Origin of the sequence: Bacteroides difficilis, from assembly GCF_048319815.1 — a bacterium.
GTDB lineage: Bacteria > Bacteroidota > Bacteroidia > Bacteroidales > Bacteroidaceae > Bacteroides > Bacteroides zhangwenhongii.
In genome coordinates this window covers 688033-712384 of sequence record NZ_CP182814.1, presented here as the reverse complement: position 1 = coordinate 712384, position 24352 = coordinate 688033, and the positions used below count along the sequence as shown (strand labels likewise).

At 40.8% G+C, this 24352-nt stretch carries 19 protein-coding genes, 1 tRNA gene and 1 pseudogene; 16 read left to right on the top strand and 5 right to left on the bottom strand.

Annotated features, from left to right (window positions below; translation table 11 throughout):
* Positions 1-6 precede the first annotated feature (6 nt).
* The 10 genes from ACNOGP_RS02725 (at position 7) to ACNOGP_RS02680 (ending at position 14943) form a co-directional block, all read left to right on the top strand.
* Positions 7-1299 (top strand): MgtC/SapB family protein, encoded by a 1293-nt coding sequence (locus ACNOGP_RS02725; RefSeq protein WP_418214726.1) that lies wholly within the window; start codon positions 7-9, stop codon positions 1297-1299.
* 433 nt (positions 1300-1732) lie between these two features.
* Complete coding sequence (locus ACNOGP_RS02720; protein WP_418214013.1) at positions 1733-2815, top strand: DUF3575 domain-containing protein; 1083 nt, start codon at positions 1733-1735, stop codon at positions 2813-2815.
* Positions 2815-4137: a hypothetical protein gene (locus tag ACNOGP_RS02715; RefSeq protein WP_418214012.1), complete on the top strand. Its 1323-nt coding sequence runs from the start codon at positions 2815-2817 to the stop codon at positions 4135-4137. The genes ACNOGP_RS02720 and ACNOGP_RS02715 overlap by 1 nt, the downstream gene beginning before the upstream one ends.
* Before the next feature lie 4 nt (positions 4138-4141).
* A complete protein-coding gene (locus ACNOGP_RS02710; protein WP_418214011.1) occupies positions 4142-5482 on the top strand; it encodes a hypothetical protein in 1341 nt (446 codons plus the stop codon).
* A 37-nt stretch (positions 5483-5519) separates the two neighbouring features.
* Entirely contained in the window at positions 5520-6764 is a 1245-nt protein-coding gene (locus ACNOGP_RS02705) for a fimbrillin family protein (RefSeq protein ID WP_418214010.1), read from the top strand.
* A gap of 14 nt (positions 6765-6778) precedes the next feature.
* The gene (locus tag ACNOGP_RS02700) at positions 6779-7894 is read left to right on the top strand and encodes a fimbrillin family protein (protein ID WP_195474762.1); all 1116 of its coding nucleotides are present in this window, start codon (positions 6779-6781) and stop codon (positions 7892-7894) included.
* Positions 7895-7899: 5 nt separating this feature from the next.
* Complete coding sequence (locus ACNOGP_RS02695; RefSeq protein WP_143865134.1) at positions 7900-8961, top strand: fimbrillin family protein; 1062 nt, start codon at positions 7900-7902, stop codon at positions 8959-8961.
* 8 nt (positions 8962-8969) lie between these two features.
* Entirely contained in the window at positions 8970-9536 is a 567-nt protein-coding gene (locus tag ACNOGP_RS02690) for a DUF3575 domain-containing protein (RefSeq protein ID WP_007756596.1), read from the top strand.
* A gap of 21 nt (positions 9537-9557) precedes the next feature.
* Entirely contained in the window at positions 9558-11891 is a 2334-nt protein-coding gene (locus ACNOGP_RS02685) for a hypothetical protein (protein WP_418214009.1), read from the top strand.
* A gap of 22 nt (positions 11892-11913) precedes the next feature.
* Positions 11914-14943 (top strand): hypothetical protein, encoded by a 3030-nt coding sequence (locus tag ACNOGP_RS02680; RefSeq protein WP_418214008.1) that lies wholly within the window; start codon positions 11914-11916, stop codon positions 14941-14943.
* Between the two features lie 108 nt (positions 14944-15051).
* Here the strand turns inward: ACNOGP_RS02680 and ACNOGP_RS02675 are convergent, their stop codons facing one another.
* Positions 15052-16134 (bottom strand): mannose-1-phosphate guanylyltransferase, encoded by a 1083-nt coding sequence (locus ACNOGP_RS02675; RefSeq protein WP_418214007.1) that lies wholly within the window; start codon positions 16132-16134, stop codon positions 15052-15054.
* 162 nt (positions 16135-16296) lie between these two features.
* Here ACNOGP_RS02675 and ACNOGP_RS02670 point away from each other — a divergent pair.
* Both ACNOGP_RS02670 and ACNOGP_RS02665 read left to right on the top strand, forming a co-directional pair.
* Positions 16297-16380 (top strand) — tRNA-Leu (locus ACNOGP_RS02670).
* Positions 16381-16543: 163 nt separating this feature from the next.
* Positions 16544-17353 (top strand): Fic family protein, encoded by an 810-nt coding sequence (locus tag ACNOGP_RS02665; protein ID WP_418214006.1) that lies wholly within the window; start codon positions 16544-16546, stop codon positions 17351-17353.
* A gap of 25 nt (positions 17354-17378) precedes the next feature.
* Here the strand turns inward: ACNOGP_RS02665 and ACNOGP_RS02660 are convergent.
* Positions 17379-17753, bottom strand: a pseudogene (locus ACNOGP_RS02660) (topoisomerase DNA-binding C4 zinc finger domain-containing protein); the annotation flags it as partial.
* Between the two features lie 462 nt (positions 17754-18215).
* Here ACNOGP_RS02660 and ACNOGP_RS02655 point away from each other — a divergent pair.
* Positions 18216-18899 (top strand): energy transducer TonB, encoded by a 684-nt coding sequence (locus ACNOGP_RS02655; RefSeq protein WP_418214005.1) that lies wholly within the window; start codon positions 18216-18218, stop codon positions 18897-18899.
* A 102-nt stretch (positions 18900-19001) separates the two neighbouring features.
* Here the strand turns inward: ACNOGP_RS02655 and ACNOGP_RS02650 are convergent, their stop codons facing one another.
* A complete protein-coding gene (locus tag ACNOGP_RS02650) occupies positions 19002-20285 on the bottom strand; it encodes an NCS2 family permease (RefSeq protein WP_029425926.1) in 1284 nt (427 codons plus the stop codon).
* A 166-nt stretch (positions 20286-20451) separates the two neighbouring features.
* Here ACNOGP_RS02650 and ACNOGP_RS02645 point away from each other — a divergent pair, with 166 nt between their 5' ends.
* From ACNOGP_RS02645 to ACNOGP_RS02635, 3 genes are all read left to right on the top strand, one after another.
* Positions 20452-21075 (top strand): hypothetical protein, encoded by a 624-nt coding sequence (locus ACNOGP_RS02645; protein WP_143865127.1) that lies wholly within the window; start codon positions 20452-20454, stop codon positions 21073-21075.
* Between the two features lie 46 nt (positions 21076-21121).
* Entirely contained in the window at positions 21122-21685 is a 564-nt protein-coding gene (locus ACNOGP_RS02640; protein ID WP_007763482.1) for a cob(I)yrinic acid a,c-diamide adenosyltransferase, read from the top strand.
* A 73-nt stretch (positions 21686-21758) separates the two neighbouring features.
* A complete protein-coding gene (locus ACNOGP_RS02635) occupies positions 21759-21980 on the top strand; it encodes a DUF2795 domain-containing protein (RefSeq protein ID WP_002558131.1) in 222 nt (73 codons plus the stop codon).
* Between the two features lie 80 nt (positions 21981-22060).
* Here ACNOGP_RS02635 and ACNOGP_RS02630 read toward each other — a convergent pair whose 3' ends face one another.
* Together ACNOGP_RS02630 and ansB are read right to left on the bottom strand one after the other, a co-directional pair.
* Positions 22061-23248 (bottom strand): porin, encoded by a 1188-nt coding sequence (locus tag ACNOGP_RS02630; RefSeq protein WP_418214004.1) that lies wholly within the window; start codon positions 23246-23248, stop codon positions 22061-22063.
* Positions 23249-23262: 14 nt separating this feature from the next.
* Positions 23263-24321 carry an L-asparaginase 2 gene (ansB, locus tag ACNOGP_RS02625; RefSeq protein WP_007755734.1) on the bottom strand — a complete coding sequence of 353 codons (1059 nt, stop codon included), beginning with the start codon at positions 24319-24321 and terminating at the stop codon, positions 23263-23265.
* Positions 24322-24352: the final 31 nt, after the last annotated feature.

Here is a 24352-nt window from a genome sequence, read left to right as displayed (position 1 = left end):
ATGGATATGGAACAGTTATATGGTTATGTGCCACGAGAATTGGTAACCTTTATTCTGGTGACTTTATTCTCCTTGTTAATCGGACTCTCACAGCGCCGTATCAGTCTGAAGCGTGAAGGGGAGACGACTCTTTTCGGTACTGACCGCACATTTACTTTCATCGGTATATTAGGCTATCTTCTTTATATATTAGACCCTACGGGTATGCGTTTGTTTATGGGAGGAGGCGCCGTTTTGGGGCTGTTGCTGGGACTGAACTATTATGTGAAGCAGGCTCAATTTCATATTTTTGGCGTGACGACTATTATTATCGCCTTAATCACCTATTGTCTGGCTCCCATTGTGTCCACCCAACCTTCCTGGTTTTATGTCATGGTGATTGTGACGGTACTTCTGCTTACAGAACTAAAGCATACCTTTACGGAATTTGCCCAGCGGATGAAAAATGATGAAATGATTACGTTGGCAAAGTTTTTGGCTATTAGTGGTATTATATTACCTATGCTTCCACATAAAAACCTGATTCCGGATATAAATCTGACTCCTTATTCTATTTGGTTGGCAACAGTGGTCGTCTCAGGTATTTCCTACCTTTCTTATTTGCTGAAGCGGTATGTGTTTCATGAATCCGGCACTTTGGTGTCCGGTATTATAGGTGGGTTGTATAGTAGTACAGCCACTATTTCGGTACTTGCACGTAAAAGTCGGAAAGCTTCGGAGCAAGAGGCTACGGAGTACGTCGCAGCCATGTTATTGGCGGTCAGTATGATGTTTCTGCGTTTTATGATACTGATACTTATTTTTAGCAGGGAGATCTTTCTTTCTATTTATCCGTACCTGTTGATAATGTCAGTGGTATCCGCGATAGTAGGCTGGTTTATTCATTCACGGCAGAAACTTCCTAAAGATACTTCTGTCGAGTCGGAAGAGGATGATAGCAGCAATCCATTGGAATTTAAGGTTGCGTTGATCTTTGCCGTATTATTTGTCGTATTTACGGTTTTGACACATTATACTTTGGTTTACGCCGGTACAAGCGGATTGAATTTGCTCTCTTTTGTATCCGGTTTCAGCGATATAACCCCTTTTATTTTGAACTTATTGCAAAATACGGGGAGCGTTGCCGTACTGATTATTACAGCTTGCAGTATGCAGGCGATTGTAAGTAATATACTGGTGAATATGTTTTATGCCTTATTCTTTGCCGGGAAAAGAAGTAAACTTCGTCCTTGGATTTTGGGAGGCTTCGGAGCAGTGATTGCCTGCAACCTTATTTTGCTATTATTCTTTTATCTTTAAGCAAGTCTCCTTTTTTCTATTTGTCATACAAACATCTTCTTTTTCGTTTGCTTTCTGCTAATAAAAAGATTGAAAAACTTTGTTTTTCTTTTTTCTTTTTGTGTTTTATTAAAAAGTTAGATTTATATTTGTTATCTTGTGATATTTAATCTATTTTTGCGCCTGATTAGCATTGTATTAGGGAACAATGTAGACAAATAAGCAAAAATAAACGCGTAAGACGCAGGTTATGGGAAATGAGGGCGAAGGGCATAGTGCTTTCCTTGTACAAGGAAAGCCGGTGTCGTTTATATGTAAACACAAAAAGATTTGGCATATTTCTAGAATAAAACTACTATTTTGTGTATTGTTTTTATTCTTTTCCTTTTTAGGGGTAGAATGCTATGCTCAATCTTCTATGCGTAAAAAGGCAGTAGAAAACAAGGATTCTATCATGCCTTTTAAATCTCGATGGGCATTTAAAACAAATGCTGTCGAGTGGCTTGTATTGTTACCTAATGTTACTGCCGAATTCGATTTGTTTGGCTCTCCTTACAAACACTACACATTAAGTCTCGGTATCAAAGGCAATTGGAATACTTCTCAAAATTATAAACCTAGCATTGTATATAATCTGGTTGATGCCCGTATGGAGTTCCGGAAATATTTCCGTACTACTCAACGTAACTTCCATCATCTGGATTCTGCTTCTTTCTTTCAACGGATGAAAGAGGAAGTGTTCACTATTAAACGTTTCCATCCTCGTTATTGGCGTGCCTATTATTGGGGGGTGTATGCTGACGTTGCTAATTATAATTTTAAATTTGGTTCGACAGGGATGCAAGGTTCTGCTTACGGTTTGGGTGTATCCGGTGGATTCAGCATTCCTTTATATGGTTATCGCCAGAACTTCATTGATTTGGAGTTAGGTGCCAGTGTCGGATTTGTATACACTAAATATGATGCGTATAAGCATGATGCTGAAAGTAATTGTTATCCTCGCTTACCTGAAAAAAGTAAGGGAGGCCATTTAGTCCCTTTTCCGGTTGTCAGTGATTTGCGGGTAGCTTTTGTTTATCGTTTCTCTACTTCTGTCAAGAACAAGTATAAGCTAATTGATTATGATAAGATAAATGCGCGTGCGGAAGCTAAGCGTCAAAAGCAATTGAGGCGTGATTCTATTAGTGAAGCGCGGGATAAGGCGAAACATCTGAAAGAGTTGCAGAAAGACTCTATACGATTGGCAAAAGAAGCTTTGGATCAGATAAAGGACTCACTTAAGAGACAAGATAAGTTGATGAAAGATTCTTTAGAACAAGTGAAAAAGTTGGAGAAGAAAAATTCAAAGGAAGAGAAGAAGCAAGCTGGAAAAGTAGTGGAAACACCTGAGATACAACAATCAACGGAGGAACAGCAACCTGCTCAGGAGAAACAGCCTGCTAAGTCTGACTCGCCTGAACCGCAGGCCGTCGAACCACAATCTTTGAAAGATCAGGGAATCGTGCCACTAACGACTAATGAGGGAGGTGAAGTGTAATGAAAGTGACTGTTATATATCAAATTCTATTGGCTTCCTTGCTTTTGGTCGGTTGTACAAAGGTAGATCTGTGTGATGAAACTACACATCCGCACGTGGTGGACGGGTTCTCGGTTACATATAATTGGAATGAACTGGGCTTGTCTGCCGATGAAACGCCTGAGAAATTATATTTTGTGGCTACTCGTATCCTGAATACACGCCATATAGTTTATCAGACAGATAAAGATGGAAACTTTAAAGTGGAGAAGAGCAAAGAAGATACGGCAACAACTCCTGATGACGGAAATACTGAAACTTCGGGTGATGGTTCAACCACTCGCGATAATACCGACATCACGACTCCCGATGACCAGTCCGAACCTCAGAGTGAGTATCAGCCTGATATCAAGCTGCCTGGAGGTGAATATTTTATGATGGCTTTTACTAATCCTGCATATCCGATGGTGACAGTGACGCAGAAGGATGAAGCAAATGGAGACGTACAGGTTGAAAAAGAGGATACAAGAGTTGAATTAGTTAATCTGGATGAATTTAAGACTAATGAGGCGATTCCGGTGAAAGAAGTTAAAATGCGCCATAAGGAAGTGGAACACAAAGATGTTAGCAAAGAATTTGTAAATAATTGGAAATGGGCGGATCTAAATCCCGGTATCGGTTATGTGCGGGAAGCGGGACGAAAGTTGTTGGTTGCCCGTTGTGACTATTTAGAATTGGATGCAGGGAAGAATTATACGCAACCTTTCGATTTTGTTTCTTTAACTCAACATATTGATATAAACTTTACTGTTCAACTAGTAGCGGATAAAGATGGAAATCAGTTGACAGAGGAAGATATTCGAGATATCTATATAGAAATGGCGGGTATCGCTCCTGAGGTTTCCCTATCTACCGGCATTTTAAATATCGCAGAGTTGAAGAGAACAATTGTAGAAGTTACTGACCCGGAGGTTTCTCGGTCTGTAGAAGAAGAGAAGCCTACTGTGACTCTTTCGTGTAAAGCATCTTTGGAGGTATTTGGTTTAGTAGGGAGTGTAGATAGTTATACGATTACAGGTCCCGGTGTTTGTTGTATAGTTTTATATGTGAAGACAGGTACGGATACTCGTGCTATTCATGCGAAATCAAATTTGTCGAAGCAGATCAAGGAACAGGCAATTACGGTAGAAACAGGGCAAGTCAATGAAAGAAAGAAGGCGAAAGATCAGGCTGTATTGAAAATTGAGACACCTTTTCGTATTGTTGGTTTGAATCCTGAAATGGGAAGTGATGGCATCTGTGGATGGATACCGGTAGATGATGATATTCATGTAGAAATATAATGGGATGATGAAAAAAGGACAGATAACATATAAGAGGATTAAACAATACTTATTAATCGGGTTTTGTTCGATACTGTTGTTTAATTGTTCCAGAGATACGTATGTTGGGGAATTGCCGACAGACGATGATGCGCCTTTAGTGGAGCCAGTTCCTATTGTGTTGAGTTTAGGAATGTCTGATTTTGATATACTGACACGTGGTAGTGGTGAAGTCAATAATGGCAATGATGCCGATTTTTGGAATCAAGTAAGATTCTATGTGTATGCGTTCAATAAGGATCCGCAGACTGACTTGTCCAAACCTTGGAGTGCGACGAACGAAGATTTCTGTTTGTTGGATGGTTCTAGAACAGGAGGAGTGAATGCACAGGTTTCTAACCACGGGAAAGAAGTAGGAGTGAAGAAGGAAGATTCCAATTTAATGCTTTTCTATCCGGATGAAGAGTCGCAGAGTATCTATTATAATATGAGACATACCGATTGGCCATACAATTTCTTTGCTTACTATTTAGATGATTATGTTAGTGAGTGTCACCGTGAGAAAGATTATATCTATTACGACATCGAACTGGATGGGCGCAGAGACTTTATGTCATCTATGGCAAATATTGACAAACAGGAAGATAAATACGAGGGTAATCCATATAAAGATAAGATCTTGGGACGCGCATATAGTGCATATTCTGCTAATCATGGACTAAATCCGGTATTTCAGTTTGAACATCATTTAGTACTTCTTCGCTTTGTGGTTTGTAAACCGGATAATAGTCCCAATGAGGACAAAGATGAAAAAAAGAACATTCCCCCTTTGGATCCTAGTTTAACTGTAAAAAAGATTGAGGTAAATTCAAAATATAAAGGACGTTTTATAGTGGCGGTGAATGATCCTACTGATCAAACGAAACCTCAAAGAGGAATCTCATTTAATAATGAAGAATATAAGTATATCGAACTCAGAAAGAAGAATGGAGAATTGATAGGGAGTGATGGTTGGTGCGTAGTAGCTAAATGTCCTGTATATGGGGATGAACGGGATCATCTTTATGTCCTTGACAAAGATATAGATAATGATCGTGATACTGGTACAAGTTTATTAGTGGCACCTGCTGATTTTTATGAGGCTAAAATTAGTTTGAGTGCGGAAAATGGATTGCAAGGGTCATTATATACAGAAGTAGATGTTAAACTAGAAAATGATGAAGTATTCAGTGCAGGAAAAGCTTATACTATTTATCTGACAGTTAATAGTCTGTCTGATATTACGCCGAAGGTAACAATGGGGATGTGGGAAGATGGTGGAAGTGGAACTATAAACCCGAATGATAAATTTGAAGATGAAATGTGAAATTAAATATATTATTAATCTAAAAATTATGTGATTTATGAAACGATTTTTTCTTTATGCAATGATGACAGCCGGGATGCTGGCTTCTTGCTCGCAAAGTGAAAACGAAGGCTTATCTGGAGATGAAACAGATATGCTTCCGAGTGCAGACAAAATCCTGATTTCTGCATCTGCTCCAATTGCTAAAATAGATGCAACTCCCACTCGAAGTTCTGGCTCTATTGGAGCTGATAAAGATGATTTACACGGCAAATGGAATAATGAAATACTTCATATTTATGCCTGCCAAAAAGATCCAGAGACGGGAATAACTCGTGCTGACAAAATTACTACAACTCAGGATACTTATGTGTTATTTGATGAAAAAGCGAAAGCAACTGGTGGATCTGATAGGGGAGATATAACTTGGCTGGAAGGAACTCCTTCTCGTTATTTTCCTCGTAATGGAGCCTATGACTTTTTTGGCTATTATGCTGATAATGCAATATCGGATGGTACAGTTGCACAAGTGAAAGATGGAAAAAGTGGCAATGGAAACAAAGTTCTATTTAAAGAGTTTACGATTACTGGTGCGGAAGATTTGATGGTTGCTAAAGCTAAATTGACTGATGAACAAAAGCCTAATCTTGATCAAATTGATTATAATAAAGCATTTAGTTCATATACTGCTCGTAGAGGCGTTCAACCTTCTATGACATTTGAACATTTATTAACTCGTTTAGTCTTTTTTGTAGATGGAGAAGGTAATGCGGCACCGGAGAAAGCTTATGTAAAGTCTGTTACAGTAAAGTCAAAAACGACAGGTGAGTTAGCTGTTGTTTATTCTGATGAAGATGATAAGGGGATTGTTTGGACAACTAATGATGCCGATAGGGTACCTTTGGCTCTTAAAGAAAGAGGTGATGATGGTCAAATGATAGATCTAGTGCCAGCTAATTCTTATGCTCCTCGAAAAGATGATCCTGCCAAAACGATTGGTGAAGCATTATTGGTGGAGCCAGAAGTGGAATCTTATGAAATTACAGTAACAATTCGTCAAGAAGAGGATGCGAATGGTAATCCTATAGATAAGCCCGAAGATACATTTACTAGAATATTGAAAGCCTCTGATGTAACAACAAAAGATGGTACTAAACTTGATAAATTTAAGGCCTCTAATTCTTACAATATTACTATAAGTGTTTATGGTGTAGAGAAAGTTGAAATTGAGGCTGTACTTGGTGCGTGGGGAGAAGGTGGTTCTGCTAGTATGAATCCGGATGAATTTACAGATGTACAATAATGACTAATTTATATATGAAAAAAAATAATTTATTTGTGTTTGGAATAATAGCGATGATGGCGAGTTGTTCCAATGGAGAAATGGGTGATCAGAAGGGACAGGATAGTTCTATTATAGATATACCTTTTGATGGAAGAATAGCTTTAAGTGCAAGTCCTGAAATTTCTGTTACTGAGACGAGAGCGGCTGTAACTGGATGGACTGATACTCCTATTCGTGTATGGGGGTTAAATAATACCGGTACTGGTTGGGACACTGATGATTCTTGTTTATTTCCGGGACCAAACCATTATGCAAATGGCGTAGTTGATTCAAACGGTAATGTTGTTTTTGATGGTTCAGAAGTTTATTTTTATCCCTTGAATAGTGATGTAGACTTTTCTTTTTATTCATGTAGCCCTCAGCCGCAGTCTACAATTACGCCAAATGCTGTTTTGGCCACATATGATATTACGGGTGCCCAAGATATTCTTTGGGGAGAAGCAATTGCTGCTGATGCTGAAGCTGAAAAAGGAGAGGTAATAGTAGATGGTATAAAGTATAATGGGTATAATGCTCGTTATTTTCGTAAGGGAGGTAAAACTCCTGTGCTGAAGTTCAAACACTTATTAACTCAATTACAATTTAAGGGTATTAAAGGTGACGAAGGAGGATATACCACAGGTGATGGTGTAGTTTGGCCTGTAAGTATTAGGAATATAGAGGTTATTTCAGCTCCAAAAGCTAGCTTGGTTGTGGCTGGTGCTAATAAAGGAACTTTAACTGCTGCCGCTGCTGATGATGATATTCCTGTGTATTTTGAAGGAGATATACCATATAGTAATTCTACGGCTACGGATGTATCTCCAGTGGAAAATACAGGAGCAAATGCTGGAACTACAATGGTGTTGCCTTCAACAACTGGTACTTATAAGGTTAAAGTAACATTGGTTGCTAATGTTAATGGTAAAGATAAAACGCAAGAAAATATAATTACTATAACATATAAGAAAGATGGTGCTGTAGCTCCATTTGAAGCTGGTAAAATTTATACCGTTAATTTGACAATATATGGCTTACGTTTAGTTGATTTGGATGCGTCATTAGAACCGTGGACAAGTGAAGGTGCTATTGATCAAGAAGTAAACTAATTTATATGAATAGATGGATGATAGTAGGCGTATCATTATTATTTTTTACAGCATGTAGTAAGGATGATGATGGTACGTCTCAATCGGGTAATAATAACAATAATATGAATGGTGGAGCTGTGTTATCTTTCAGCTCCAGCATTTCTGCTTCTATTGTTGTAGATGTGATAGGACCTGGAACTCGTGCGCCATTAACGACCCTTGAACCGAATGCTCAGGTAGGCATTTTTGGTATTCCCGCAATTCAGGGTGCTTCGAATTCAGATTGTGACTTGTTTAATAAAAAACGTGAAAGTGATTTTCAGCAGAATCTGTTTAATGCTTGCTATACTTATGTGCCTGGATATGAGACTTTGCAAACAGAAAATTTGGCAACTTTTCCTAATACGAGTAATGCTGGATTAATGTTATACGGTTATTATCCTTTTACTGAAGATGTGGAGTGGCGCGAGATAAAGAGTGTGGCTCAGTGGGCTATACCATGGAAGCTGAATACTGCTGATATGTCTCTTACTAAAGATTATATGTATACATCTCAAACACCAACATGGTATTCAGAAGTAGGAACTAGTCCTATTGTTCTGAATTTTAAACATGCGTTTGGACGACTGGATTTTTGTTTTTATTCGACAAGTGCAGAGGTCTGTGAGGCTAATTATCGGGTTCAATCTGTGACAGTACAGTGTGATACTCCTGAAACTGGCTGGATGTCTTTAACGGACGGAACATTATCTTTTTCTTCTCCCAAATTATTGTCTTGTTTCCATCCTGTAGATAACGTAGGGATAGCTTATAATATGCCAGGAGAATCTGTTGCGAAGTTCATGTTTCCACCTGAGCAAACATTGATAAAAAAAATCACTTGTCTGGTTAAAGATGGGGGAAATAATGAACGTGAATATACTATTTATACTTCTAGTTATGGGTATAAGATACCGATAAAAAAGGGAAAGACTACATTGATGCGTATAAATTTCTTGCCAAAGGATGCTACATTCTCAGGACCGGCAAATGTGGATTCTTGGACTAACGGTACGACAATAGATAAGGATGTTAAGTTACAGTAATTGAAAGCATGACACGAATCGTAAAATATCTGTTCTTCTTTATTTTGCTGCTTGGGGCTGGAGCACAAGAGATGTGCGCCCAGCAAATAGCAGTGAAAACCAATGGCTTGTCACTTTTGGCAGGAGTGCCTAACTTAGGATGTGAACTTGTAGTGGGAGAACGCTCCAGTGTTGATTTAAGTTTCTATGGAGGATACAAACCTTGGGGGACAGATATCAAGCTTATCGGAGTACAGCCGGAGTATCGATATTGGTTTAACGGACGTCCTATGGTGCGTGAATACATAGGTATATCCGCTTTAGGTGCGAGCTATGATATGCATCTGGGAAAACATATTTACGATGGGGATGCCATAGGTATTGGTATAACGATGGGATATTCGATGGTATTGGGAAAACGTCTGAACCTTGAATTTTCGGCAGGTTTCGGAGCCGTTTGTTTCTGGCACCAACAATACTATGAGAATGATAATTTTGAGGATTATCTGATCAATAATCCGGGAAAGACGAATGCGCATGGATATAAATTGTTTCCAGCCAAGTTAGCGGTTTCTATTTCTTATATTATTAGATAGTTAGAAAGTGAGATTGTAGATATGAAAGTAAATTTGATAAGGGTGAACGGAGCTATGAGAATAGCTTTTCTATTGATATGTTATTTAGCTACTTGTGTTCAGTTGAATGCGCAAGCTCCCAAATTAGTGATGGGACGTATTCTGGACAAAGAAGCATCCGAGAAGAAACGAAAACCTGTCCCGTTTGATATTTCTTCTATTGGTGACATAAAGATTTATTATTTCAATACCGTTCAAGAAGGAAAGGATATGGAAGCGGCACTGAACAAAGACAATATCAGTTTGACCCTTTCAGCCATGTACGAAGTACCCGATGCGACGGGAGCTTATCAGATTACTTTACCGGAGACCGGCTCATTGGTTATCAAAGTAAGTACGGCGCCCGCCGTATTTGAAGCAATCAGTGGGCGACGGGAGATTACTACGTATGTAGATATGGGACACATGATTAGTCAGGTAACCGTTGTGGGGCAACGTACAGAGGTAACGTCCATGCCCGAAACGCCCGACCAGTATGGAGATATGATTATTTTGAACGGGGCGAAAGTTGCAGTTCCTCCACGTATTGGAAAGGACAATGCCCGAATGATTGTACAGCCATACGTGATAAATAATAGTAAAGGAAAGAAAGTTGAAATGTATCGTCTGCCTCGTGTATACGATGGTTCGCAATATTATCTGACTCAGGACCGTCGTATGGGATATGATATAACCCGGGATTCGCTGGACGCTTTTATCATTGAAAACGAACCCCTCTCGGCGGAGAAGGCTTCCTATATGTGGAATGATACAATCAAACTATCCAATGCGCAAGATAACTTCCAAGTGCTGGCTCTTATGCAGATGGAAGATTATACGCGTCCTTATTATGAACGCCTGTTGGAGCTCTCCACCCGTAGCCCCAGACGTCCGTTACGTTTCCTCGAATATTCGCTCGACCAGTATGAACTGGACCCTAAGAAATATGAGGAAAAACCGAAAGTTGAACGCCGTACCGGTGTGGAAGACATTTCTTTGAGCTTCTTACTGGGGAAGGCGGAATTGGATCCTGAAGATCCTAATAATGAAGTACAGTTGAATAAACTGAAAGCGAAGCTGTTGGAGGTGGTAAATGGCGAAAGTTCTACTTTGAAAGAACTTCATTTGTATAGCGTTTCGTCACCGGAAGGTTCTTATGCGTCTAATATGGCTTTGTCGCAACGTCGTCTGGCATATGCACGTTCGTTGGTGTACTCTGTTATTCCGGTTCATACGATGCAACGCTTGTATACTTATACACCTAATGATTCGCGAGTTGCTACTTGGTTGGAGGTAGCGGATTTGCTGGAGCAAGATACGCTGCCTGCGGAGGCTGCCGCTATTCGCGAAATTGTAGAGAAATACCCGAAGAACCAAGACCAGCAATTTCGGCAAGTAGCTGCTTTACCATATTATAGTACTATTATAAAAAGCCATCTTCCCAAATTGCGTTCAATGAAGTGCGAATATACCGCAGAAATTTATCGTGCCTTGACGAAGGAGGAAATATTGAATCGTTACCGGAATGATCCTGATTATCATTCGGGAAAAAAGAATTTTGCTTTGTATGAATACTGGCACTTATTCAATATGGTGAAAGATCCTAAGGAATTGGAGGAGCTGTATCGCCGTGCATATCACTATTCTCAAGAATTGACGGGAGGAAAGCCGTGGGTGCTGGCTGCTAATAATTTAGCGGTGGCTTACTTGAAACGCGATACGGTGGATACGGAAGTATTGAAGCCGTTAATTGATTTCTCAGTGAGAGGCTGTAATGTGGAGCGTACGTTTGACGGACGTGTGATTGGTATTGATAATGTTGAGGAGGTGGTAGCCAATCAACTTGCCATGTATTTGAAGAAGGGAGATTTCTCGGAGGCCAGTCGTCTGGCACAATTACTGCCCGACAATGAGAAGAACAAGAAGATAAAGGCATTTGCGTTCTGCTTGGGAGGATATTATAAAGTGACCAGCGGATTGAATGATGCGGAAATAGCCCGTCGTCTGGAAACATTTGAATTGGTCAAGAATAGTTCGCCTCTTAATAATGTCGTGATGTGTCTGGCGATGAAGACACACGCATGGAATGAAAAAGCGGAGAAAGCATTGGAGGATTTACCCGCAGACGATCCGAAGACGATGTACTTGAAAGCGGTGTTATATTGTCGTAAAGGAGACTTTTATGCCATGCAGGCAGAAGAGGCGTTGACAAACTGTTTCAAGAAGGACAGCAGTTATATCTCAATAGCCGAATGGGATGGAGATATCAGTGAAGACTGTTTCAAATATGCTAAGATGGGGTATGAAGATGCAATGACTACGGGAGGAAATGAATAGCTTAAATAGATAAATAATGGTGATGAAAAGATATATATTGACGTGTATTTGTTGTGGAATATTTGCGGGCGGCGTACTTGCCCAGCAGCAAGATTCCATTGCAAAGATGCGAGATGCAGCAGCTGCTCAGGATTCCGCAATGCAACGAAGAAGCCAGGCCGATACAGCCTATCGTGTGAAGTTCAATGCAATGAAGTATTCAATGCAGAAACGTTATCAGCCTAAAGGGATGGAGTTCAACAATAAAAAGTTCCTTGATAACTTCTTCTTCGGTTTTTGGGGTGGTTACAACCGTATTATTCCACAAGGGGATATGAATCTTTCCGGCGGACCGGAAATCGGACTGTCTGCAACTAAATTCTTTTCTTCTAAAAACGGAATGCGACTCTATGGAACATGGCAAAGCGCCAGTCGTCAGAGTGATAATGAAAAATGGAGCAATTATTCGTTCGGTATAGATCATATATTCAATCTTAGTACGGCTTTTGCCGGATATAATCCTTATCGTATGTTCGAGATTTCTACGGTTGAAGGGCTGGGTGTACATCTCGCTTCTTTGGCTGGAGAGAAAAAAAGAGCAGGCGATTTCCATCTGGGCTTACAGATGAAGTTGGCCACCGGAACGCGTCTGGACGTGTTTGTAGAACCGGCAATCTCCTTTTATACCGATAATATCGATATCTCCGGAGAAAATAACTGGCACGGATATGATATGGGATTTAATGCCCGTGTGGGGATGAATTATCGTTTAGGAACCTTCAAGCAGCGTGGAAGTACGGAAGCAGGAGAGGAGAATTTCTTGGATAATACTTTCATCAGTGCGGCTATGGGACTTCAAGCGCAAAATTCCTCATTGGCTAGGGAACAAGGATTGCTGGGCTCTACAGGACCTGTTTTTAATGTGTCCGTAGGTAAATGGTTCTTGGATCTGTTTGGTTTCCGCTTATCTGCATTCGGATCGTATGATGCGTGGAAAGAGAATCAAAAGGCAGGTATGGACAGAATGACTCTGTATGGAGGCGGACGGGCAGAAGTGATGTTGAATCCTTTTGCGTTGTTCAAGAAAGAAGCGCGTTCTATGCGGTGGGGAGTTGTCCCGATGTTCGGTGTCGAGTTGGGGATGATGAAGAAACAGGATGAGCAGGAGGTTATTTCTAAAACATATACGGGATGGACAGGTGGAGTACAGTTTAAGTATTATCCGATAGAGAACTTGGCTTTCTTCGTAGAACCACGTATGTCCTTTGTACCTTATACCTTTACAGAGAAGACGATTTCCGGAAAAGTGAATGAGTATTCTTTTATGGATAAGTTGATGAATATTAGTGTAGGGGTCGAATTGCGTCGTCCTACTCGTCCGCAATGGCAGCAGTTAGCCAAACTCAGGGGAGATTTTACTCCTTATTATTATACTTCTTATGCTGTCGGCATGACAATGCCGCAACAGTTGAACCGCCCTACTTCACGCCGCCCGGGTTTCATTACCGGAGCTGCGGTCGGACGGCAGTTTAGTCCGCTTTCCGGATTCCGTTTAGGACTTGACTTCAATAATGCGGCTACCCGTTTGGCGGATGCTAAGATTGACCGTTACACTTTTACGAGCCTTTCTTTGGATTATATGTTTGATATATCCAATTGGGTAATCGGTTATGATCCGGAACGTAAGTTTGGTACGGAAGTTTTTGCCGGTCCGGTCATTACCCATCGCTTTGAACCGGGAAAGACCTATTTGGGAGGAGAAGGCGGTGTACGTCCTTATTGGAGGCTAGGTGAGCAATTTGATGTTTTTGCTGAGTCTAAATTGCGACTGTATACGCAACGTTATATCAATTCGCGTGAGGGTAAGGGAACTCCTTTACAGCTCTCTTTTGCGGTGGGTACTTCGTATCGGTTCAGCCCTTCTTATCGTAAGAAATTGTTAGAAAGCGGTTTTGGTGATGGAACATTCTGGGGAAATACTTTTATCAGTGGAGGTGTCGGCTTTCAGTTCCTAAGTGGTTCGGGACGTTCTATGGGAGCTTTAGCTTCGGTAGGGCCTACTATGAGTGTATCTGCCGGTAAATGGTTTCTACCTTTCTGGGGATTACGTTTCTCCGGTTTTGCAGGCATAAGTAGTTGGGGACAGGCTGCGCGTGAAGATGGAACTCTTGCTGACAAGCGAACGATGCAAGGAGGAGTTCGGATAGAGAGTATGTTGAATCTTCTTTCTTTCTGGCAGCATGATAATGAACAACGTTGGGGAATTGTTCCGATGTTAGGTCTGGAACTAGGTAAGGTACGGAGGCAAAATGAAAATATAAAGGTTAGTGCGGCAGGTGCTGCATATGCCGGTGTGACGGCAGGGCTGCAATGTAAATATTACTTCTCCGATCATACGGCATTATTTATAGAACCTCGTTTCTCTCGTATTCCTTATTCTTACAGAGATGTCAACGTTATTGATAATTATGTGGGTCCTCGCATCTCTACGGCAGATAATGTGATGAGTGTGCAGGTCGGACTGGAATTCCGTCGTGCAGGTGGTAAGACGTTGAAAGAGCTGGCTGCTCGCAGAAGTGAATTCGAGCCTTATTATTTTGCCTCATGGAATGTAGGTGGAAATATGCCTATTCATCGGGTGAAGCTAGATGACGGTTCCGGTCTTGGAGTTTTAATAGGAGTGTCTGGGGGACGGCAGTTTTTCCCTTGTTCCGGTGCACGGGTAGGCTTGGATTATGTTGCTTTGCCGGGAAAGAACGGATCGGATGCCCGCAAGCTGATTAGTTTATCGGCAGATTATCTCTTTGATGTGACTCATTTTATGGGAGGTTATAATCCGGACCGTAAATTTGGTGTCGAGTTGCTTGCAGGTCCTGTGTTGTCATTCGGAAAAGAGCCTAATAAAACGAATATCGGTGCGGAGGGCGGCGTACATTTTTATTATAAACTGCTTAAGGGATTCGGTGTTTTTGCCGAACCTCGTTTGCGACTATACACTAAAGATATATGGTCGGGTGGAGATTTGACTCCTGTTCATGCGTCATTCTCGGTGGGAACCTCTTACAGATTTTGATTTATGAGAGTATAACGTGTACTCAAAGTATTGCAAGCTTTTTTAGGGATATTCCTTAAATATAAAATATAAGGCAACTGATTCGTAATGAAGAAGTTGCCTTATTTATTAAATATAGTCATCGCCCAGTTGAATTTGGGCGTCATTGACATATTTGCGGATGGAATGTTCTTCGTCTTTACGGCAAATAAGTAGGACGTTCTCGGATTCCGCTATCAGGTATCCTTCCAATCCGTCAATTACAGCGAGTTTTCCTTTCGGTAATACTACCATATTGTCTTTGCTGTTATATAAAAGTGAATGACATTTTAAACTGACGTTACCTTCTTGGTCTCTGTCTGATAAATCATAGAGTGATCCCCAGGTTCCAAGATCAGACCAGCCAAAATCTCCTAATGATACATATACATTATCTGCTTTCTCCATAATGCCGAAATCGATGGATACATTAGGGCATGCCGGGAAATTTTCTTCAATAAATGCTTTTTCTTCATCAGTGGCATAAATTTCCTTTCCGGGCGCCAGTTTAGAAGTCAGCTCGGGCAATAAGGATTCACTCGCTTTGATAATGCTATTTACATTCCACATGAACAGTCCGGAATTCCAATAAAATTCTCCACTTTCTACAAATACCTTAGCTAATTCCAGTTCCGGTTTCTCGGTGAATGTTTTTACTTTGTAGAAGTTATCTCCGGCAGGCTCGGCGATTTGTATATATCCGTATCCGGTTTCCGGTCGATTAGGCTTAATTCCTAGTGTCAGTAGCTTTTCAGAGTGTGAGACAAAATCCAGTCCTTTTTCGATAGCGGCAAGAAATTCATCTTCCTTTAAAATAAGGTGGTCTGAGGGGGCCACTACTATATTGGCATTTGGATTCAGTGCCCTGATGTGATAGGAGGCCCAAGCTATGCATGGAGCGGTATTTCTTCGTGCAGGTTCTAGCAGTATTTGTTTTTCGTTTACTTCGGGTAGCTGCTTTTTAACTAAGTCTGCATACATTGCATTGGTAACGATAAGAATATTTTCTGTTGGTATTACCTTTTGGAAACGATCAAACGTTTGTTGTAAGAGTGAACGACCGGTTCCGAAGAAATCTAAGAATTGTTTAGGCAATGTTTTGCGGCTAAACGGCCAGAAGCGGCTTCCAATACCGCCACCCATAATCACGCAATAATTATCCTTGTTTGTCATAATAGAGACTCTATTTAAAAGTTTCTGCTAATGTACGGTTTATTCTCTGAATATAGAAGTGTTTGAGATATGTTTTATTATTTTTTTCTCCTTTTTTCTGCCAAACTATTGCAGATTCAAAATAATGTCGTATCTTTGCACCGCAATTGAGAAATCAAGTATGCCCAGATGGCGGAATCGGTAGACGCGCTGGTCTCAAACACCAGTGGATTCACTTCCATCCCGGTTCGACCCCGGGTCTGGGTACGAAGATGAAAGCTAAGTAGTTGATAATTCAATACTTAGCTTTTTATTTTGCCTGAATTTTCCCCACATGTGCAAAAATATAGCAGTAAGTTATTATTTCCTTTGGTTGAACGTAGTAAATAAGTTACCTTTGAAAAGAAATAAAGCCTATTAAATAAAAGTAATGGAACAAGGTGTTTGGCAAGAGATAGAACTGTTGTACCAGAAGTTTCAAAAACTTGGTATCAGTGAAGCGGTGGACTATGATAAGTACTACCTTTATTCTCTCATTACCCATTCCACAGCCATAGAAGGCTCAACATTGACCGAACTTGATACGCAGCTTCTCTTTGACGAGGGAGTAACAGCGAAAGGGAAACCGCTTGTGCATCATCTGATGAATGAAGATTTGAAGCAAGCGTATGAACTTGCCAAAACTGAAGCAGACAGCCTTGTTCCTATAACTCCTGCTTTTCTGAAAAGGTTGAATGCAATACTGATGCGTACTACTGGCAGCGTTCACAGTGTGATGGGTGGCTCTTTTGATTCTTCTAAAGGAGAGTTTCGCCTATGTGGTGTTACGGCTGGCGTTGGCGGACATTCTTATATGAACTATTTGAAAGTTCCTACTAAGGTGGATGAACTTTGTGCGATTCTTCAAGAGAAGCAAAAGACCGTGGGAACATTTCGGGAACAATATGAATTGAGTTTTAATGCCCACCTTAATTTAGTAACCATACATCCGTGGGTGGATGGCAACGGCAGAATGGCTCGATTACTAATGAACTACATCCAATTTTGCAATCGCCTTTTCCCGACCAAAATATTTAAAGAAGATAGAGAAGAATATATTCTTTCCCTGCGCCAATGCCAGAATGAAGAAACTAATAAGCCGTTTTTAGACTTTATGGCAAGGCAGTTGAAGAAATCACTTTCTATAGAGATTGAACGATTCAATGTTTCACGAAAGAAAGGGTTTGGTTTTATGTTCTGATACTATATAAAACAAGAACTGCTATTTACGAGTTTATGGTAAACTTGTATGTGGGAAAGTTTGAACATCCATGGAAAGTACCGTACTTGCCTTTCCTTAAAATGAGATGTCCTCCGCATTGAGGACAAACACCTTGATTTATTAGGCGTGAACTTCTGTATTGCCGAGCCTTTGCGTTATGCTTATGCTGTTTTAGTTTTTCTTTATCAGCAATTATGCGATTCTGGTTAATTGTCTGTATTATCCAATTTATGGTCTCCTGATTAAGAATAGCAGTTCTGTATTGTAATATAGCACGTTTTAGATTATATCTGTTTACAACTATGTTATTGTCAGTATGCACTTTTAATTCCGCACTGTTATTGAAAACGACAATCAGAATAAAAAGTATATCTATGGATATGTATTTCGTTACCTAATCAGTTTTCGTTCAACAACTGTCGAACGATAGTTCAACAATTGTCAAGCGCTCGTTCAACAACTGTTGAACGAAAACCAATTAGGCAATCGAAAAACTAATATAGGTAAGAAGAATAAATAAAGTTGCATTCTGAAGAACTGTTGTATTCTGAAAAATAGATATGCAAATGCTGTTTGTTAAAAGGCGATGGGCAATTCGGAAGACTGACTGCAATTTCCTGTTTATTGTGTTTTTGCGGTAAAAGCTGTAAGTTGAATTCATAAATTTTATCCAAAAGAAGGCAAAAGAATAGAATAAACAAGCGGAAGCGTAACACCCTGTCAATAAAAATACTATATTTATTGCAGCTAGAGAGCACTTTAAGTAATGTTTAAGAGAAAAAAAGAAAAGTAGTATATATACTATATATTTTCTATTATTAATTACTTAAACACATTTTTTATGGAAGCCAAGAAATCAAAAAAGGCTGCAATTGAGAATCAACGGGGTTCTTGGTTGTTGATGGGTTTGGTTGTTGCGCTCGCTTTCATGTTCGTTTCGTTCGAATGGACACAACATGATGTCAGGGTTGCGGCACTATCATCAGATGATGAATCCATCTTTGTGACAGAGCTAGTTCCAATCACATTCCCTGAGGAGAAACTGGAACCGCCTCCACCTCCCGAAAATAAGGTCGTAGACATATTAGAAATAGTAAAGAACGATATAGAGGTGGCGGATGAGGTTTCTACAGTATCAGAGGATATGAATGCAGTTCATGAGATTGTATGGATACCGCCTGTGGTGGAAACCGAAACGGTAGTTGAAGACGTTATTCATGTCAGCGTTGAGATTATGCCGGAGTTTCCGGGTGGTACGGCTGCTTTAATGAAATATTTAAGCGGTAATATCAAGTATCCGACGATTTCACAAGAAACCGGCTCACAAGGAAAGGTTATTGTTCAGTTTGTTGTAGACAAGGACGGGACGATAACGAATCCTGAAGTGGTACGAGGGGTTGATCCGTATTTGGATAAAGAAGCTGTCCGTGTGATCAGTTCTATGCCGAAGTGGAAACCCGGAATGCAGAACGGTAAGAAAGTTCGAGTAAAATATACTGTGCCTGTAATGTTCAGACTTCAGTAATTGCTTGAAATAGATGAGTGTAAAGAGGGTATGTCAAGATTCGGAATCGAATGAGCCATTGACATACCCTCTTTTTCTATATTTGTTTTTTATCTTTTTCGGTCATACCAGATATTTGAGAGTAAAGAGGGCTGCCAGAATATACATGGTGAGTGATATCTTCTTGAACTTACCCGATAGCAGATTGGTCAGTACATAACTGATAAGCCCGAGAACAATACCGTCTGAAATGCTATACGCCATTGGAATCATAATGATACAGATGAATGCCGGAACTGATTCCGTGAAATCATCCAGATCAATGTCTTTGATAGGTGACATCATGAATAAACCGACCAACACCAGGATAGGGCAGGTTGCCGCACTTGGGATGGAGAGGAAAAGCGGTGCGAAAAGTAAGGCTATTCCGAAGCAGATAGCAGTTACAAAAGAAGTGATTCCGGAACGGCCTCCTTGAGCGATGCCTGATGCGCTCTCTACAAATGTGCTTACCGTATTGGTTCCTAACATTGCCCCTACGGTAGTCCCGATAGCGTCGGCCATAAATGCCTGTTTGGCACGGGGCACTTTCCCATTAACCAACATTCCGGCTTTGTTGGATACGCCGACCAACGTGCCGATGGTATCGAACATATCAATAAATAACAATGTAAACACAGTAAAAGCCATTTGAGTGGTGAGCACTTTTGAGAAGTCGAACTTGAAAAATACCGGTTCCAATGAGGGAGGTATACTGACGATTCCGTTAAATTCGGTAATTCCCATCGGAATGCCGATCAACATTGTCAAAAGGATTCCCCATAGCATAGACCCTTTTACCTTCTTTATAAGTAACACGGAAGTGATGGCAAGTCCGATAAGCGCCAAAAGCGGAGAGCCGGAAGTGATATTGCCGAGTGTCACTAAGGTTGCATCGTTCTTGGTGATAACTCCGGCATTCTGCAATCCGATGAAGGCGATAAAAAGTCCGATACCTGCCCCAATGGCGTTCTTTAGGGAGTCAGGTATGGCATTGAGGATGGCTTCACGTAAGTTGGAAAGGGTCAGCAGGATAAACAGGAGGCCTTCGATAAGCACTGCCGTTAATGCAAATTCCCAAGTATTGCCCATACCCAGACAGACTGTGAAAGCGAAAAAAGCATTTAGTCCCATGCCGGGAGCAAGCGCGAACGGAAGTTTGGCCCATACCGCCATAATAAGAGTGGCTATTAAGGAAGCTGTGGCGGTAGCGGTGAATACCGCCCCCTTATCCATGCCTGTGACACCCAGTATGCTAGGATTCACGGCAAGAATGTATGACATGGTCAGAAATGTAGTAATACCTGCAAGAATCTCAGTTCTTACCTGCATGGAATGAGAATTGAATCCAAACAACTTTTGTAGCATATTCTTGTTTTCCATATTCTTCGAATATTTTTAGACGTTACAAAAGTAGATAAATTTTAGACAATCGGGGTATATTCAGTTGTTGAATTCTTCTCGCGCCACTATTCTGTCTTTGCGATAAAAAACATATCTTTGTATCCGAGAATAAAAAACGAACGTTTGTTTTATGAATCTTCTACTTTCTATAAAAAGACCTTTTATTTGGCTTTCCCGTTTTCGCTATCGTTGCGGATATGGTGTGCATTCCCCTTTTGCTTTCAGTCTGATAACGGATGTGATTTATGAGAATACACCCTATTATGCATATCATGCTTTGCAAGAAGAGCAGAGAAAGAAAGTGAGAGAATGTGGGTGGAGTAAGAGTAGAGGAAAAATAAACCGCTTTTTGTTCCGGTTGGTGAATAAAGTACAACCTGCCACTGTTATAGAAGTGGGACAGCCTTCGACGGCTTCACTTTATTTGCAGTCGGCTAAACCCTCCGCTTCTTATCTATTTGCTTCCGACCTCTCGGAACTGTTTCTGGATGCAGATACTCCGGTCGATTTTTTATATATGAATAATTATCAGAATCCTGAACTGATAGAAGAAGTTTTTCATATTTGTGCGCAGCGGGTTACTTTGAAAAGTGTGTTTGTGGTGCAGGGAATTTGCTATTCAAAGAAGATGAAAACGCTTTGGAATCAATTGAAGGAGGACGAGCGGGTTGGGGTTACTTTTGATTTGTATGACTTGGGTTTACTCTTTTTTGATAAAACAAAGATAAAACAGCATTATATCGTCAACTTCTGAGAACCTTTGTACGTTAACCTTATATAGATGATTAAAAAAGAAAATTATGAAAAAGAGCCTTGTATATACAAAAACCGGTGACAAGGGGACTACCAGCCTGGTTGGCGGCAGTCGTGTGCCGAAAACGCATATCCGCCTGGAAGCCTATGGGACAGTGGACGAACTGAATTCGAATTTGGGCTGGTTGTACACCTATCTGTTGGATGAGGCGGACCGTCACTTTATTTTAGGAGTTCAGCATAAGTTGTTTGCTATCGGCTCCCATCTCGCTACCGATCAGGAGAAAATGCAGTTGAAACCTGCGAGTATTATAACTTCCGGAGACATAGAAAGTATTGAACATGAAATTGATAAGTTGGACGAACAATTGCCGGAGCTTTGTGCCTTTATTATTCCGGGTGGAAGTCGGGGCGCATCTGTTTGCCACATCTGCCGGACAGTCTGCCGACGGGCCGAAAGACGTATTTTGGCTTTATCCGAAACTTGTACAATTTCGCCCGAAGTATTAGCTTTTGTCAACAGATTGTCAGATTATTTGTTTGTATTATCCCGGAAAATTAATTTTGATGAACAAAATAACGAAATATTTTGGGATAATAGTTGGAAATGATAGATTTTATTATACTTTTGCCGAAAAATAGAAAGCAAGACAAATTTAGTATTCACTTTAAATACTCAAAATTATGTATTGGACATTGGAACTAGCATCAAAACTTGAAGATGCTCCCTGGCCGGCAACCAAGGATGAATTGATTGATTATGCCATGCGTTCGGGTGCTCCTCTTGAAGTTATTGAGAATCTCCAAGAGATGGAAGATGAGGGCGAAATCTATGAAAGTATCGAAGATATTTGGCCGGATTATCCTAGTAAGGAGGATTTTTTCTTTAACGAGGAAGAGTATTAATTTTAACTGAGAACTGAACATATAAAATGCCCGATAACTATACAAAAAAGCTATCGGGTATTTTTTATATCTTACAGTATTTAGAATACGGGCATTTGCCAGATGAAACCTACAGATACCCGGTTCGTAGTGTAATCCGTTTGTCCCAATGCTTTGGCCCGGGAAGCAAAGTCATAGCAACGTCCTACGTATGTTACGAAGAAGTGCAGATTGGTTTCCATCGGATAGAATTCAATACCGGCGAGATATCCCCACGAGGTGCGGTAATTCCCTTTTTCCACTCCTTCGGAGGCTTTAGTGACAGATGCGGTCTCATACATCCCTTTCACGAAAGCGTTCCATTTCGGCAGAAAACGGTAGTTGCATTTGGCTACAACGGAGAGATAACCGGTGTCGAAGACGTTATGTCCGCCTTGATGTCCGACAATACTCGTGATGATTCCCTTGCGGTCGATATCTTCTTTCGAATACATGAAATCTACAAAGGCGTTCCACTTACCCAGATTCAGTTCATTACCTATGGCATAATAATACATATTATGATTTTTGGCTTCATTCATGATAGAGGCCGACCAACGGGTTTTGAACACGTTGTTGAAGTTGCCATTCCAGTTCAATGTATATACCAGCGGCATTTTCCCGGATTTCAGATCGGGTACATTACCTTCGGCGTCTTCTGTAATCCCGTAGGTACTGTCGAAAGAACCGTTGCGGCTGTTTAGGATTTGCAGATTCAGTTGCTGGTCGGGAGTGATATTATAACCAACATTCAATCCGGTCATGAAGTTACTCATGTAATCAATCATGTCGCAATATTGGTAGACATCAATCGGATTCAGATCGAATTCAAAACCACCGTAAGCGGCGCATTGCTTCCCGGCGAAAAGGCTGAACTGCTCATTTAGTTGGATACCGATACCTGCATAATCTATAGAGGTGGGAAGATTATCAATCATGCCGTTTGCATCGTTCGAGCGGTTAAGGCGTTGACGGTAACGGTAGGAGAGCCAGTTGTTGATATTACCTTTTGCCTCGATGCGGAGTTGGTGCATATTGAAGTCACCTTCTTGAAATCCGTCCCGGAAATGGGCATCAAAGCTGCCTTGCATATTCAGATAAAGGTTGAACTTATCTGTTTTCTTTTTCACGTCTGTCAGTTCCTCAAATAAAGGAGTATTAGGAGAGAATTTGTCTTTTTTCTCTGCTTTTTGGGCATATATTCCCTGTATGCTGCCCGTAAGGAGCAGCATAAAAATCAATTTTTTCATAAGTCAGTCAGGGTTTAGTATTCGTTAAAATATTGCTGAATTTGCTTCCAGTCCGTAGTTTTGGTTAATGCAAGCATTAGCAATACACGCGACTTTTGCGGATTCAACTCCTGCGAAGCCACAAACTGATATTTAGCGTCGTCTACTTCTGCGTCAAGAGTAGTAGGACCGGTTGGGACACGGGAGGAACGAACAACAAGAATCCCTTTTTTACGTGCATCTATCAATGATGGGAAGATGTTTTTATGGATATTCCCGTTACCTACCCCGGCATGGATGATTCCTTTATATCCGTTGTTGAGCAGAGGAGTCATCATATCGGCCTCAATATTGGAATAGCTATATACGATACCTACTTTGGGGAGTGAAGTAAGGCGGGTCACGTCAAATACTGATCGGGTGGTATGCTTCTTGAGTGTTATCTGATTATAGAATACTTTTCCATTTAGTACATAGCCCAGTGCGCCGGAATTGGGAGCTTGGAATGTCTGTACGTCAACGGTGTTCATTTTCACTGTGCTTTCCGCTCCCAAGATAAGTCCGTTCATGGCGATCAGTACTCCTTTATCTTTCGATTCTGTGGCGGCGGCAGTGACTACGGCATTATAAAGGTTTAACGGTCCGTCGGCACTTAATGCGGTAGACGGACGCATGGCGCCTACCAATACTACCGGTTTATCACTTTTAACGGTTAGATTCAGAAAATAAGCGGTTTCTTCCATTGTGTCCGTTCCGTGAGTAACGACAATACCATCGATATCCGGACGTTTCAGCAGTTCGTTGATTTTCTTGGCAAGTGTAAGCCATACTTCATCGTTCATGTCTTGCGAACCGATTTTTACGATCTGCTCACCTGTAACGTTAGCGATCTCTTTGATTTCCGGTACGGCGTCAAGCAGCGCACCGATGGCCACCTGTCCGGCTGTGTAACTGGTTCCGGTAGCAGAGCTTCCTGTACCTGCAATCGTTCCTCCTGTGGCAAGGATATGAATATTCGGTTTTGCGGCAAACGCCATTGTCACGGTTAATAGTAGTGTTACTGCTATCAGACCAAATCTTTTGAATTGTTTCATAACTGAATGAAGTTTAGGTTAATAATATATA